The sequence below is a fragment of the Nonomuraea soli genome (assembly GCF_013761175.1).
Classification (GTDB): Bacteria; Actinomycetota; Actinomycetes; order Streptosporangiales; family Streptosporangiaceae; genus Nonomuraea; species Nonomuraea soli.
Genome location: NZ_JACDUR010000012.1, coordinates 134,666 through 148,781, shown reverse-complemented (window position 1 = coordinate 148,781; position 14,116 = coordinate 134,666). Strand labels below are relative to the sequence as shown.

Here is a 14,116-nt window from a genome sequence, read left to right as displayed (position 1 = left end):
GTGACGGGGCCGGGTGGGTTGGCAACCTGGTCCGGGCGGTTGGCGCGGTACGGCCCTACGGCGGCCGGTACGGCGCTTCGTGCCCGCCCGGCCCGGATGGCTGTCCGGCCGTCACCGGGGGCCGTGGGCGGGGTCAGCGCGGGTCGGGTTGGCCGGTGGTCGCGCGGGCGGCGGGCCGGGTGAACCCGATCAGGTCTGCGCGCTGGTAGGTGTCGATTTTGACGACGGAGCGGCTGTTGGGGGCGTGGATCATCTGGCTGTCTCCGATGACGAGGCCGACGTGTCCGGGGCCGTCTGGTTCCATGCGGAAGAAAGCGAGGTCGCCGGGCTGCTCTTGCCCGTTCGCGACTGGCGGTCCCCATCTCCACTGGTCGGCGGCGACGCGCGGGATAGAGATTCCGGCGGCTTGGTAGGCGCGCATGGTGAGTCCGCTGCAATCGAAGCTGGTGGGGCCTTCGGCTCCCCAGACGTAGGGTCTGCCGAGCTGGGCGTGGGCGTAGGCGATGACGGCGGCGGCCTGTTCGCCGGGGATGATCGTGACGCAGGTTCCCGCGAGTGCGTCTACCACGCGTTGCGCGAGTGGCTCCCACTGGGCGTAGGCGTCGGGAAAGCCGGAGCGTTGAACGGCTTGCGCGGCGCGGGTGAGGGGGAGCTGCTCCCACTGTTTCACTCTCACGAGGTGGTCGTAGAAGGTGCCGGTGGCGTAGCGCGGGTCGAGGATCTGCTCGCGCGTTCCCCATCCCTGGGAGGGGCGTTGCTGGAACAGGCCGAGGCTGTCGAGGTGGCCGTAGGTCAGGTTCCGCAGCTTGGACTCCTGCAACGCGGTCGCGATAGCGATCACAGCCGCTCGCGCGGGCAGCCCGCGTTCCATCGCGATCTGCACGATGAGTGCGGCGTGGGTCTGCTGCTCTGTGTCCAAGGTCAAGCTGGGCGCGGCAGTGACTGTCGGGGATGCCGCGACCGGCCCGCCCGTTGTCCTGCTCACCGCCTCGGGCGTGATCGCGCAGGCTACGCCGCCGGGTGTGCCGGAGCCGGTCAGGATGCTCGTAGCAGCTGCGAGAAACGCCAGAACGAGGAGGAGCAGGAGGGCGGCGCCGGCCGCGGCGGCCTTCACCTGCTCGACTCCTCTTCGCCGAAGATGCGGTCGAGGAAGGCGTTCTCGTCTTCGCCGGTGTCGGGCTGGTCGGGGATGGTACCGAGGGTCAGGTGGGGCCATCCCTGGTCGAGGTCGGCCAGCCGCATGCGTGGCTGTCCGGTTTCGGCGTGGGCGGGCAGCCAGCAGGGCCCGGCGGGGCCGTCTCCGGTTGTGGTGTGGACAGCGGTGGCGACCGGGATCTCATGGTCGTGGACGTGGGTGGCGAGGAGTTTGCGCAGGTTGGTTTCGCGGGTGGGGTTGGGCAGCCAGAACAGCACGGGTGTGGAGAGGCGGGTGGCGTCGGCGAGGTTGCGGTAGGCGAGGAGTTTGGCGGCGACGCGTTTGAGGGTTTCGGTGCCGGTGTCGTGTTCGAGGAAGAAGTCGATCTGTCGGTTGTTGTCGCTCCAGCAGCCGTAGGCGTCGGGGCGGGCCAGGTCGCCCCATTGTTTGCCGCATTCCTTTTCTGACAGCCACGCCTTCAAGGTCGCGGTGGGTGTGTGGCGAGCGTGGGCGTGCAGCCGGGAGAAGAAGTCGTTGACGCCGATGAGGTGGTTGAGCCGGAGGGAGGTAGAGACCTTCGTGTCGGGGTCGTAGCCGAGTTCTTTGACGGTGACCTCGCGGCGGACGGCCAGGACGTGGGCTCCGGCCTTGCCCAGGGCCCAGTGGGTCGGTGCCGAGCCCGCGCCGTATCCAGCCCATGGCCGGAAGCAGACGACGGCGTTGAGCGCGAGCAGGGTGGTCATGCGGGCTCGGGTGGCTTGCACGATGCCGAAAAACATGCGCTGGAGCTGGGGGGTGGTCAGGACCTGGTGGCGGTGCAGGTGGTCGAGGATCTGGTAGTCGCGTTCGGTCAGGCGGGCGGCGAGCGCGGGCAGGGTGGTGCGGTCGAGGCGGGGCTGGGATGTCGGGATGGGCTGGATGGTGGGCTGGGGCAGCTTGCGGGTCGCTTTGCGGGCGGCGGGCGGATTGGCCGACGTGCAGGAGTGTGGGCAGTCGCAGGGCTTGGGCATGGCGAAACCTCCGTGCGGGTAGGGGTGTGGACAACGGTCGGTCACGAACGGCCGAGTTCAGGAAGGGCTGGCGTCTGAGATGGCGGCCGGGCCGGTTCTTCCGGTTGTGCGGCCTGATCCCTTGGCCGCCGCGTGGTGGGTGAAGCGCTGGCGGGAGGCATGCCGGATCTCGGCCTCACGTCCCTCGATGGCGGCGGGCAGTGGCCTGGTCCGCAGGGTGAAGGCGGAGGTTTGCTGCCCGTCGACGACCAGGCGGGCGGCGGCTTGGTAGGCGCCGAGGTGGGTGAGGTCATGTGGGGTGAGCAGCGGCGCGGTGTGGTGTTTGAGCTCGCCGGCGTCCTTGGGCGAGGCGTTGAAGTACACCTTGTTACGCGCGTCGGCCGACAGGGCTTCGCGTAGGTCGGTGGGGAGCTGGTCGAGGTGCTGGTGGGCCAGCACCAGCGATAGCCGGTAGCCGCGTGCCTCGGCGAGGACGTCGTTGATGTGGCCGGGCAAATTCAAGAAGTTATGACATTCATCGATCACCAGGGACGCGTCGTGCCGGGCGGCCTCTGCCAGGTTGGAGCGGCGAGTGGTGGCCTGCCAGGTGTGGGCGAGCAGGATGGAGCCGAACAGGCGGGCCGCGTCATCGCCGAGGATGCCCTTCGGCAGCCGGGCCAGGACCAGGCCGCCCCGGTCGAGAAGCTGCCCGATCGGGACGGTGGTGTCCGAACTGGCCAGTGCCTGCCGGACGAACGGGCGTAGGAGGACGGCGCGCAGCTTGTTCATGACGGGCCCGATGACGGTGGCCTGCCCGGCGGGGGTGAGAGCTTCGTAGGACTCCCAGAAACCGGACAGCAGCTCATCGCGCAGCTCGGCCGTGGTGCGGGAGCGGAAGGCCGAGTCGGTCAGCAGCCTCGGCACGTCCGCCAGGGTCGCCTTGCGGCCCATGACCGAGGTAAGGGTGAGGCAGGTGGAACGGAGCAGGTCATCGACTCGTGGTCCCCAGGCGGTGGAGAAGCAGCGGTGGAAGATGGTGACGACGGAGTCGACGGCGAAGGCGGGGTCGTGGCCGGCGAGGATGTTGATCGACGGTGGCGGGGCTGGGTCCTGCGGGTCGAACACCACTGTCCGGCCGATCGCTCTCTCCGGGAGCCTGGCGAGGATGTCGGTGATCAGGTCGCCTTTCGGGTCGATCACCAAGGCTCCCCGGCCTGCGGCTGCGTCGGTGAGGACGAAATTGGCGAGCAGGGTGGATTTGCCGACGCCGGTGCCGCCGAGCACGTGGGTGTGGTGGCGTCCGTCACGGACCGGCAGCGCCACGGGCCGCTGTGGGCCGCTGTCGGCGTCGCCCAGGACGCGGACCGCGCCACGGGCCGCGTTGCGGGGTACGGCCGGTGACGGGGCGACGGGGCGGGCTCCGGCGCGGGTGATGCCGGGGGCGTCGATGTCCCAGGGCAGGTGGGCGAGCGCGGCCAGCTCGCCAACCGATAGCAGGTAGCCGTGGTCGAGGCGGCGCGAGCCGATGGCGCGGGCGGGCTGCCGCAGTCGGGCTCGGCGCAGGTGCTGGTGGCTGTTGGTGAACAAGGCGAAGGTGCCGGCCAGAGCGTGTGCTTGACCTCGTAGCCACCCTCGGACCACCTCACGAGAACTCGAGCCTGAGCTGGAGGCTGCGTTGTCTGGCCGGAGACTTACGGCTGCTGTGGTGGAGACGGCATAGCGGATGGCCACCTCATAGCGCGGCTGTCCGGCCTTATTCAGGATGGCGCGGACTTGTTCGGCTCGTTCGGGGAAGTCGCGGGCCAGCTCTCCGGGCCGGTGTTTGCGGGTGTTGTCCGGCATGGGCAGGACCTCGTCGAGGAGGCGGCCGATGTGGTGGCGGCTGCCTCCGCCGCGTAGATGGGCGGCGGCGCGGTAGGCGTGGCGCAGGCGTCGCCCGGTGGTGGGCCGGGCGAGGACCTGGACGACGGCGTGCTCGCCTTCGAGCAGTCCGCCCATCGCCTCCAGCAGCGATCGAACCGGATCATGATCATGATCGGTGGTGAGGGGGAAGTGCTCGGGCCCAGCCAAGATGAGCCGCCCGCCCGTCACCTCGGCTTCGCAGGGAAGGGGTGAGGCGGCCGGGCTGGTGGTGGTGGTCGCGCCGGGCCAGGCGGCCTGGACGGCTTTCTCCACGATGCCGGGCGGGATGGTGCCGGGAACCCAGAGGCGGATGCGGACTCCGGCTTCGCTGCCGTGGTACTCCCACACCAGGTGCGGCTGGCCGGTGAAGAACCGCGCCCAGGCGGGCCGCAGCAGCCCAACCAACTGCCGCCACAAGACGAGGGCCCCTTCGGGATCGCTGCGCGGCGGGGACGAAATCTCGATCAACCTGGCTCGCGGGGCCAAGTCGACGTGGTGAATCCAGCCGAGCAGGTAGCGCGCAGCAGCGGTGACGGTCCAGATGAGCGCAAAGGCCAGGGCGATGCGGGGCCCGTAAGCGAGGGCGAACTCGGGCAGCCGGGCGGGCAGCTCGGCCAGAAAGTCGAGAGCCTTCTGGACGTCGCCTTGGTCGATCCCGCACAGCAGGCACGGGCTCTCGGGGTCAGTGATGGCTGGCCTCACAGCGGGTCGCCTTCCTCATCTTCGCCTTCCTCGTCCTCGGAGTCGTGGTCGTCGGTGGTCCCGGTGAGGGTGGTCGGCGCAGGCGGTTGGCTGTTCTCGGCGTGCTGATCGAGTGCAGCGAGGTGGGCGGGATCGGTGGTGACCAGGGCTGCTTCGGTGGGGGAGGCGATGATGTGGAAGGCTGCTCGACTAGCGGGGCCGGCGATCAGGAGGGCTTCGCCTCGTTCCGCGGTGAGGAGGAACTGTCTCTCCCCGTCCGTCAAGTCGAAGGCGTCGCCGACCGCGCCGATCGCCTGGGGGGCTTGGCGGAGCAGGACCTGGCTGGCGGCGTTGGCGACGATCGCTTGCCCCAACTCACTCCCGAGCAGGTCGGCGGCATCCTGAGTGATGACCGCGAGCCCGGCCCAGTGCTTACGAGCCGCCTTCGCCATCCGGAACAGGAACCGCGCCCCTTCGGGCTCTTTCATCAGCAGCCACGCCTCGTCGACCACGACCAGCCGCTTCTTGCGGTCGCGGGGGTTGGCCACCCGCCGCCAGATGGCATCCAAGGCGAGCAGGGTGCCGACCGCTTTCATTTCCTCCGGCAGGTCCCGTAGGGAGAAGACGGTCAGGTGCCCGGCAGGGTGGGTGGTGGTGGGGCCGTTGAAGAGTTCGCGGTAGGAGCCGGTGACGTAGGGGGCGAGCTGGGTGGCCAGCTCCGCCCTCGCTGACTCGCCCTCTCCGCCTCTTCCGGTAAGGGTGGTGACCAGATCGGCGAGCAGTGGCGCTGGGCGGGTCCAGGTGGCGGGGTCGCGGGTGATCCCGACGGTTTGGTAGGTGGTGATGATCGCGGAGTCGAGGACGGCGCGGGTTTGGGCGGTGAGCTGGCCGCCGAGCATGGTGGCGAGCAGGGTTTGCAGGAACATCGCCCGCCGTGAGAGCACGTCGTCTCGTGGGCCGTGGCTGGCGGGCAGGTCGAGCGGGTTCCATCGGACTCCGGAGGCGCCCAGGGTGAGGCAGGTGCCGCCGACTGCTCGTGTGAGGCGGGCGTATTCGTCTTCGGGGTCGACGACCGCGACCTCGACGCCTTGGTAGAGCAGGCGGAGGGTTTCGAGTTTGGTGAAGAAGCTCTTGCCCGCGCCGCTTCTGGCGAGGACGACGGAGTTGTGGTTGTCCTGGCCGTAGCGGTCCCAGAGCACGACGCCGGAGCCGGTGGCGCTCAGCCCGTACAGCACGCTCGATTCGCTGACGTTGGTCACGAGGTCGGGTGAGGTGAACGGGAAGGCCGCCGCGAGAGCGGTGGTGTCGAAGGTGCGGGTCAGGTTCAGGGAGTCGACCCCGAGCGGCAAGGTTGTGGTCCATCCCTGCAAGGCGCGGAACGTCGCGGGTTGCGCGTCGAGCAGCAGTGAGGAGGCCAGCGCCCGCACGCGTTCGACCTCGGCGGCCAGCTCCGGCTCCGAGGGGGCGTGGATGGTGAGGTACAGGCCGACTTTGAACAGGCGGCCGTGGCCTCGGGCGAGGCTGTCGGCCAGGTCGGTGGCGTCATCGGCGGCGGCCTCGGCCCCGAAGTCGGCCAGGCGACCGTGCTGGGCGTCCGATCGGCTGGCCGATTCCAGGCGGGCGAGCTGGCGGCGGAGCCGCATTGCCGCGACCTGCTGCGGGATGGGTTCGATGTGCAGGGAGACGTCGAGGTGGCCGGGGTAGGTGAGCAGGGGTTCGAGCCAGCCCGCGCCGACTTCGCGCGGGTAGCCGGTCACAGCGAACGACTCGCAGTTGGCGCTGGGCAAGGTGATGGTGCGGACACCCACACCAATTGCTCCTGGATGAGTGAGGGCACTTGGCTCTTGGGCGTGCGTACGGCGGCGAAGCTTCATAGGGTCCTCCTGGCCGAAGTGATGAGTTCGTCTGGCAGGGCCTGGCCGGCGGGATGTGCGGCTCGGGGGTCGAGGCACTCGGAGAGCACCTGGGCGGCCTCGTCGGCGTTCAGGACGCGGGTGGTGACACCGAGCGAGGCCAGGGCGCGTTCGGCTTCTGCAGCTCGGCGCACGACAAGGCCGGCCGAGGCGTCTCGCCGCACCGCGCGGCGACCCCGGCTGCTGGCGGGGTGGTCGCGGAGCACGACGAGGACGTGGCGGGTCAGCAGCTCACGTGAGGTGTTGAGCTCGGCCAGGTAGGCGGCGTGCTCGCGGGCGGCCTGGGCCAGCGCCGGGTGCGGCAGGACCTCGGCCTGTGCCTCGACGGTCTGAACGAGGTCCGTCAGGTCCGCGGGCCGGGCTCGCGCCAGCAGCTGGACGGGAGCCTCTAGCGAGTTCAGCCACCTGCCGAATCCGTGAACTAGGGCGGCTTGCTCGCCGGTGGTGCGCAGGTGGAAGGACAGGGTGCCGGTCTCGACCAGCACGGCGACGCCGCCATCTGCGAGTTCGAGCGCGCCGTCTGTGCGAATAGCGCGCACAGGCAGGCGCAGGGGGGCGGGTAGCTTTCCGCGCAGGCGGCACCACCTTGGCGGCCCGGTCACTCCGTCCGGAGCGGCCACCAGTCTCTTGGATGTCCGGGAGAACAACACGGCGGCCAGAGCGAACCGATCCAGGCTTAGCCCATCCCGTCGTCCGAGGGCGACGGCGATACCGAGGGCGATGAGCGGGAGCAGGATCGCGGCGAGGATGACCACGGGCAGGAGTTGGTGGAAGAGGTAGTAGATGGCGGCGGCGATGCCGCCGGTCAGGGCGACGATGAGGATCTGGCGGAAGGTGAGCCCGTAGGCGATCTTGTCGGGCTGATTGATGTCGGCAGGGATACGGGCAAGCAGCGGCGGCGGCTCGTCGTATTTCATCGGTTGCCCTCTCGTGGCTGGCGCTGAGCGCGCGGGACGTGGCGCGGTGGCGGGTCGAGCCGCAGACGGAGCTGGCCGGGCCGGGGAGGTCGGACGGGCATGCCGGGCAGCCGGTCTTGCACCCACGGCGGGCGGGGCCTAATCCATGGCCCCGACGTCGGGGCCGTGCGTGAGGCATCGCCGGGTGGGGCTGGCGGGCGCAGCACGCGGGTGACCGGGAACGGCAGCGCGAGCTGGACGCCCTGCCGGGCTCGCCTGCCCGAGGCAGCGGCTGCCTCGGGTGTAGGCGCAGGCGGGGTGGTTGCTGACAGGTTGAGCGGGAGTTCGAGCTGCTGCCAGGCAGGTGTGCGGTTGGGCATGGCGGCTCCCGTCCTCGGGTTGGTCGGCTTCTTGGGTCCAGGCCGCTTCGGGGCCGCGCCGGGGCCGCTCTTGCCCGTGCCTGGGCCGCCGTGGCGGTGGGCTGTCGCCCTACCGCCCCTTCGGGCAGCAGCGGCACGGCCGGAATTGCCGAGAGCGCGCGCGGCGCCGAGGGTCTTGTAGACGATCACGGCTTTGACGAGGCGTTTGAGCATGTGGGGCGGGCCCTGCTGCCAAATCGTCTTGGCCACCCAGCCCGGAATCTTGATCAGTACGAACAGGACCCCGATCAAGATCAGGATGTCCAGGGCGCGGTTGGCGGTCGGGCGGACCATCGCCTCGGCCGCATCGCCCGTGCCGGGGTTGGCGGGGGCGAGCGGGTAGGCGGCGGTGGAATCGGTGAGCATCAGCTTGAACGCCAGGATCAGCCCGATGGCCTGCAGGATCTGGATGGCCAGCAGCCCGAAGAAGCACCGCCACCACAGCTTCGCGACGCCCTCGGTCTGCGGCAGCGCGTGACACAACAAAGCCAGCGGTGCGGCGATGATCAGGAAGAGCAGCAGGGTGACGCGGATGACCCCGATGAAGGCCAGGAGCAGCCCCATCAGTACGGCGGTGCCTATCAGCAATACGAGGAACAGGACCGTTCCCTCGGGGTCTTTGATCAGGGCGTCGACCTTGACCGCGAGCAGGTTCCCGGCCCGCTGACCGTCAACGCCGTCGCCGAGCAGGGCGGTGACCATGGCGTTGGTGAGCTCGATGGCGTACTGGCAGATCGTGAGCGAGGCATTCAGCGCGATCGCCGCGGCCACCAGACGCGGGATGACCTCGCCCGGCGTGGTCGAGGCGTGGGAGCTGCCGCCGTAGGCCATGACGATCACTCCGGCGGCCAGCAGCATCAACACCAGCAAGGCGTTGGCGATGAGCTGGACGTGCCCGGACAGTTCCCGGGCGCGATCCAGCATCATCGGCGGCGGCGCGGCGAGCAGCACGCTGCCGACCGTGACGAAGGCGGGGTTGATGGCGTCGGTGACCAGGCTGGTGAACCAGCCGTTCATCGCCTGGTTGAGCTTGCACCCGACGTCCATCCACCCGCACTCGGCCACCCCTCCCGGCGTTGACGGCGAGGTTGTCGATGGTGTGACTGGCGGAATCCACGTCACCTGCGGTGACGGGCGCGGGCTGGGGCTGACGGTCGGCGAGGGCGTGGGTGCCGGGTCGGCCAGCGCAGGCTTGGCCGGCAAGGCGGGTGCCGTCAACGCCGCGACGGTGAGCGCCATCACCACGAGGCCGGTACGGCGCAGCCAACCCACCCCGGCACGGGGAAGCCACCGGCGGTCGAGGCAGGTCACTCGGCGCCCACGATGCTCTTGAGCACCGTGACCAGGAGCGGGGCGAGGGCGGCGATGCCGTAGCCGAGGGCGGCGTAACGCAGGCCCTTCTTGGCGGCCTCGACCTCGCCGGGGTCGCCGCCGGCCAGAATGTAGCGAACTCCTGCAATCGTCAGGAACAAGGTGGCCAGAGCAACGAGCAGGCCAACGATGACGTTGCGCAGATTGTCGATCACGGTGTTCAGCGATTCCGGCGGCGCGGCCAGCACCTGGCCCGGCGCATCGACCGTCGCGGCGGTGGCGGCGAGGGCGTAGCTGAGGAGCACGCCCAGGGCGATCGCGACGAGGACGAAGACGGCGGCCAAGGCGATCTTGAGGCTATGGGCTTGTGAGGTGGTGGTGCGACGCGGACGGATCATGGGCTGCCTCCCGGATGAGCGTGGCTGTCTGGTGAGGGCGGCGCGGAGGGGGCCGTGCCCGGCGCGGGTCCGGGTGGGCGTCCTCCTTCGAGGTGCGGAGTGTGGGGCTGGGCCGGGTGACAGGGACCGGTGACCAGGTACGGGTCCCGCTGCCGAGCTCGGCGCCCCCAAATCCGCGCTGCCTCACTTGTCCAAAGACCTGGTCGAAGAGCGGAGTTCGGACATCGGAACCAGCGGACTTTGCGTGATCTTTGCTGGCGAACGCCGTCTGGGGCCCGGTGCGATCGCTACTGGGCGGGCTTGAGAAATGCCTGGTAGAGGGCGTTCTCGGCGCGCTGTCGCCGCTTGAGGACGGTGCAGTAGAGCAGGCCGCGGCGCCGGCAGAAGGCGGACAGCGGGATGCCCTCCAGCCGGGTGAAGCCGATCAGCTCTGCCTCATCGCTCGTAATGACTTCTTCGGCGACCGCCTGAGCGAGCAGGAGGTCGGGGTGGCCGGCCGGGTAGGCGAGCGTCTGAAGGCTAGCCTCGGCGCGATTGAGGAGGGTGGGATCGTCCAGCAGTCGGGGTTGCTCGACCGTCAGCGTCCGCAAGACGGCGAGCTGGGTCAGCCTCGACAGTCGCAGCAGCGGGTGCGACCAGGTCAGCTTCACCCGGATCAGGGCTTCCATGAAGGCGACCAGAACCTCAGCTTCCAGGTCCTCCTGGTCCATGCGGGCCAGCCGGTCTGGGTGCTCGGAATGATCGGTGTGGAGCTTGGTGGCCAGGGCGGTGACGAGGCGGCCCAGCATCGGTCGGGCCAGCGCGACGGCGGCGACCATCCACGCGCCCCGTACGGTGCGGGCCTGCTCGATGAGATGCCGCCACACGTGGTCGCGGGTGGTGCGTGAGCAGGACCGGTGCAGCAGGATGGCTCGTAGTTCGTCGAGCGGGATGGGCCGTGCCGGGAGCCCTTCCCTGAGTGCGGCGCCGTCAACGGACAGTGGCTGGGGGCCGCGCATGAGCAGGGCGAAGGCGTGCCCGGCCACATCCAGCGGCAGCGAGCTGGACGGGCTGGCGACAGGGGTCGAGACGGTCGAAGTGGTGTCGTCAGGCTGGTGGGCCGAGGTGTGGAACATGGGCGACGCTCCCAAAACGGAGAGGCGAATAGAGTCGTCGCCATCCGGCCAGATCGCCCGTACAGAATCCGGGCAGAAACCGGACAGACATCGGGCACAGCAAAGATCACATCAGTGTTCACTCATCGGACGGCACCGTATGTGACCTGCGAAAACGCCGAGAGGCGGCCTATTTGGCCGCTGGATGGCATGAGGTCGCATCCCCGGGCTTCACGCATAAAAGGTGCTTTGACCTGCGGTAACAGGACGAGGACGAAAATCCCGGGTCAAGCTTGCGCCAAGCGGGTGGACATGGTCCTCGGGCTCTCGGGGTGAAGACGGCCCTTGCTCACCTGGTGTGGATGAACAAAGCGGGCGTGACCTGAACTGGCGAGACAGTCGTGGAGCCCGGTGGGCGCTTGATGGCGTGGGCCGTACCGCGGAGTGGCTCAGGCTTAGGAAAGATAGGCCGCGACCGCTTCGACCGCGCGGTGAGCCGCCAGTTCTCGGATCTCCGAGGGTGCTTCGCGGTTGTCGATGATGAGCAGGGTGCCTTCGTAGGCGACGTGCGGGCGGACAATGCCAGTCGAGCTGGCGGCCAGCAGCTTGTGCCGCCCTGCGCACATCGGCCAGGTTGCCGAGTTCGGCAACCGCCCCTTTGCTGAGGACGACTTGGCCGTAGAAGCGCGGGACTCCGGTTTGAGCCGGCGACCATCAGCGCCCGGATCTGGCCGGTGAGCTTGGCCAAGCGTCGGTCGGCCAGTTCATCCATACGGCCCGGCATCCCGGCCGCCTCCCGCAGCGCATCGCAGGCTCCTGACTTGCCAGCTTAAGCGTCACCTGGTCGGAGATAGCGAGGTTCAGGGAAGACGGTGACGAAGAGTGCCCGGAACTTGTCCGAAAACGCTGTGACCTGCGAAAACAGGAGGCCGGGGAAGGTGGCGGGAAAGTGGGATGTGGGCTGGCCTGGGGCGCAGGCGCCCAGGCCAGCACATCCCCCGAGCGACCAGACCCCCCTCCGAATCCGGTCGCGCCGCACCATTATGGCGTCACCGAACGGACACAGGGCGTGAACGAGGGGAACGCGAGGCTCCCCGGGGGGCCTCGTGGCTTCCGCTGGCGAGCTCGGGGTGCGGGAGAGGCCGGTCGTCCACAGGCTGTGGGCGGCTGAGCTCGGGCCCGGTCCCGGGGTGGCCAGGAGAGTCGGGCACGGGCGGGCCTTGCGCGATCTTTGCTTGACGGCCTGTCCGAACTTGGCCCTGGCCGCAGGTATTTGGATAAGTGACAGGGACACGTGACCCGGTGCTCGGGCCACACCCACATGACCAAGCCCACCACTGACCGTCTCTCCATCGACTACGGCGTCCACGACGTCGGCTCATTGGCCAGCGGGGCCGTTGATCCGCGCGGCGACCTCACCGTCAGCCGCGAGATCCAGGCCCCCGCGCGGGCACATCTGCCGCTGACGGTGTGGCTGGCCGCAGCCGACGCCGAGTCCGTCTCCACCTGTTCGGCGGGCTGCTGCCAGCCAGTCTCCGGCCCGTTGGCCCGCCAGCTCGTCTCCGCCTGCACCCGCATCGGCGAGACCGTCATCCATCTCGGCGCCGCTAATCATCAGGTCGTCTCGGCCGCGTTGTCGGCGGGTTGCCTGCCGGTGGCTGTGTTCGCCGATGCTGGCCGGGCCGGGGTGACCTGGACCCGTCTCGCCCGCACTCACCCCGGCCACGACCTGGAGGTCATCGACCTGCGCATCACTGACCCTGCCGATCGCGAGCATTCCGTGCTGGCAGACCTTGAAGGGGGCGCGGGCCTGGTGGTCGCCGAGTTGCCGTGCCAGCAGGCGCCCGCCGCGGGTGTCCAGCGGGGCTCGGGCATCGAGGCGGGAGTCCTGGACTTCGCCGTGATGGCGGGGTTGCTGAAGCCGAGCGGTCATCTGGCCGTGGTGACCGGCCTCCACCGTGCAGGCCGGGTAGCCGACCCGCTTCCGGGGATCATCGCGCGGGCTCGGGCGGCGGGGCTGGTGTATCTGCAGCACATCATCGCCCTGTGCCAGCCCGCACGCGGCGACTACATCGAACCCCACCTCCCCAGGCGGGTTCGGGCCCTACGGCAGGAGCTGCCGGAGTGCGCCGGACTGCCGCAGAGCGCACGCGCGCACAGCGACGTGCTGCTGTTCACCAAGCCGAAGACGCCTGCGAGCTCGCCGGCACCGGAACCCGAGCCCGCGGAGTCCTTCGGCGAACCGCGCGATCCGGCCACGGCGGACCCGGCCGGACAGGAGCGTTGATGATCGACCCGACGAAGGGCCAGCCCGTGACCGAGGCGGCGAACGGCACGACGGCGGCAGAGGCGGCGGTCACGTCGACCGCCTCGGTGTGGGCGACCGGGCAGCACCCATCACGGGTGCAGCGGCGGGACCGGTATCTGCCGGAGTCGATGGAGCATCCGGGCAAGATGCTGCCCTCCATCGCCGCCCGCGTGGTCGGCACCTACACCGTTCCGGGCGAGCTGGTGGTGGACCCGATGTGCGGCATCGGCACCACACTCGTCGAGGCCACACACCTCGGCAGGCACGCCGCCGGGGTGGAGTATGAGGAGCGTTGGGCGCGGCTGGCGGTCGCCAACCTCGGCCACGCCCGCAAGCACGGAGCCGAGGGGTTCGGGCGGGTGGTGTGCGGGGACTCGCGCAACATCGCCCGCCTGCTGCCCGGCCTGGCCGGGCGGGCGGCACTGGTGCTCACCTCTCCGCCGTACGGGACCTACACCCACGGCCACATCCGCTCCACCCGCGACACCGGCCAGCCGGGGGTGCGCAAGTGGAACCACCACTACTCAGCTGATCGCGGCAACCTCGCCCACCAGCAACTTCCCGTCCTGCTGGAAGGGTTCGGCCGCATTCTGGACGGGAGCGTGGACCTGCTGCGGCCGGGCGGGGTGGTCGCCATCACGGTCAGGCCGTATCGGGTGAGGGGTGAGCTGGTCGACCTACCTGGCCTGGTCCACGAGGTCGCGAGGCAGGCGGGGCTGGCGTTCGCCGACCGGATCGTGTGCCTGCTGTGCGGGCTCGGTGACGGCGTTCTGCTGAACCGAGCCAGCTTCTTCCAGCTCCACGAGGCCCGCAAGGCATGGGCTCGCGGCCTGCCTGTGCACGCGGTGGCGCATGAGGATCTGCTGGTCTTCCGTAAGCCCGTCGTGCCGGCCCCGCGCGTGCCTGGCTCCGGCGCGCGAGACAGCGGCGAGCCGCATTAGACCGTGACGCCCCTGTTCCCGGCCCGGATTCGGGCCGGGAACAGGGGTTCGATCCCAGACCTACGGACTTCGCTTGACACGGGCCGTGGAGGTGGGCGTCGATACCGCCCGCCACCGCTCGCCACAGCC

The 14,116-nt window shown here is 69.7% G+C and carries 10 protein-coding genes; 2 read left to right on the top strand and 8 right to left on the bottom strand.

Annotation, left to right across the window (positions count from 1 at the left end; genetic code table 11):
• Positions 1-133 precede the first annotated feature (133 nt).
• From HNR30_RS44915 to HNR30_RS44880, 8 genes are all read right to left on the bottom strand, one after another.
• The gene (locus HNR30_RS44915; RefSeq protein WP_181616352.1) at positions 134-1,114 is read right to left on the bottom strand and encodes a C40 family peptidase; all 981 of its coding nucleotides are present in this window, start codon (positions 1,112-1,114) and stop codon (positions 134-136) included.
• On the bottom strand, positions 1,111-2,145 hold the full coding sequence (locus HNR30_RS44910) for a replication-relaxation family protein (protein WP_181616351.1): 1,035 nt from the start codon (positions 2,143-2,145) through the stop codon (positions 1,111-1,113). The genes HNR30_RS44915 and HNR30_RS44910 overlap by 4 nt, the downstream gene beginning before the upstream one ends.
• Before the next feature lie 57 nt (positions 2,146-2,202).
• Entirely contained in the window at positions 2,203-4,728 is a 2,526-nt protein-coding gene (locus HNR30_RS44905; protein WP_181616350.1) for a type IV secretory system conjugative DNA transfer family protein, read from the bottom strand.
• Complete coding sequence (locus HNR30_RS49805) at positions 4,725-6,515, bottom strand: VirB4 family type IV secretion system protein (RefSeq protein WP_312895070.1); 1,791 nt, start codon at positions 6,513-6,515, stop codon at positions 4,725-4,727. Before HNR30_RS49805 ends, HNR30_RS44905 begins: the two co-directional genes overlap by 4 nt.
• Positions 6,516-6,577: 62 nt before the next feature.
• Positions 6,578-7,537: a PrgI family protein gene (locus HNR30_RS44895; protein ID WP_181616348.1), complete on the bottom strand. Its 960-nt coding sequence runs from the start codon at positions 7,535-7,537 to the stop codon at positions 6,578-6,580.
• Positions 7,534-9,246, bottom strand: coding sequence for a TrbL/VirB6 family protein (locus HNR30_RS44890; protein WP_181616347.1), 1,713 nt, complete (start codon positions 9,244-9,246; stop codon positions 7,534-7,536). Before HNR30_RS44890 ends, HNR30_RS44895 begins: the two co-directional genes overlap by 4 nt.
• Positions 9,243-9,644, bottom strand: a complete 402-nt coding sequence (locus HNR30_RS44885) for a pilin (RefSeq protein ID WP_220134724.1) — start codon at positions 9,642-9,644, stop codon at positions 9,243-9,245. The genes HNR30_RS44890 and HNR30_RS44885 overlap by 4 nt, the downstream gene beginning before the upstream one ends.
• A gap of 287 nt (positions 9,645-9,931) precedes the next feature.
• Positions 9,932-10,759 carry a hypothetical protein gene (locus HNR30_RS44880; protein WP_181616346.1) on the bottom strand — a complete coding sequence of 276 codons (828 nt, stop codon included), beginning with the start codon at positions 10,757-10,759 and terminating at the stop codon, positions 9,932-9,934.
• A 1,300-nt stretch (positions 10,760-12,059) separates the two neighbouring features.
• Here HNR30_RS44880 and HNR30_RS44875 point away from each other — a divergent pair.
• Both HNR30_RS44875 and HNR30_RS44870 read left to right on the top strand, forming a co-directional pair.
• Entirely contained in the window at positions 12,060-13,025 is a 966-nt protein-coding gene (locus HNR30_RS44875) for a hypothetical protein (RefSeq protein ID WP_181616345.1), read from the top strand.
• The gene (locus HNR30_RS44870) at positions 13,025-13,987 is read left to right on the top strand and encodes a TRM11 family SAM-dependent methyltransferase (RefSeq protein ID WP_181616344.1); all 963 of its coding nucleotides are present in this window, start codon (positions 13,025-13,027) and stop codon (positions 13,985-13,987) included. The genes HNR30_RS44875 and HNR30_RS44870 overlap by 1 nt, the downstream gene beginning before the upstream one ends.
• Positions 13,988-14,116 lie beyond the last annotated feature (129 nt).

Bases quoted from the DNA above. Each gene is read 5' to 3' on its own strand.
- HNR30_RS44910 (WP_181616351.1), bottom strand. From the start codon at position 2,145: ATGCCCAAGCCCTGCGACTGCCCACACTCCTGCACGTCGGCCAATCCG.
- HNR30_RS44895 (WP_181616348.1), bottom strand. From the start codon at position 7,537: ATGAAATACGACGAGCCGCCGCCGCTGCTTGCCCGTATCCCTGCCGAC.
- HNR30_RS44885 (WP_220134724.1), bottom strand. From the start codon at position 9,644: ATGATCCGTCCGCGTCGCACCACCACCTCACAAGCCCATAGCCTCAAG.
- HNR30_RS44880 (WP_181616346.1), bottom strand. From the start codon at position 10,759: ATGTTCCACACCTCGGCCCACCAGCCTGACGACACCACTTCGACCGTC.
- HNR30_RS44875 (WP_181616345.1), top strand. From the start codon at position 12,060: ATGACCAAGCCCACCACTGACCGTCTCTCCATCGACTACGGCGTCCAC.
- HNR30_RS44870 (WP_181616344.1), top strand. From the start codon at position 13,025: ATGATCGACCCGACGAAGGGCCAGCCCGTGACCGAGGCGGCGAACGGC.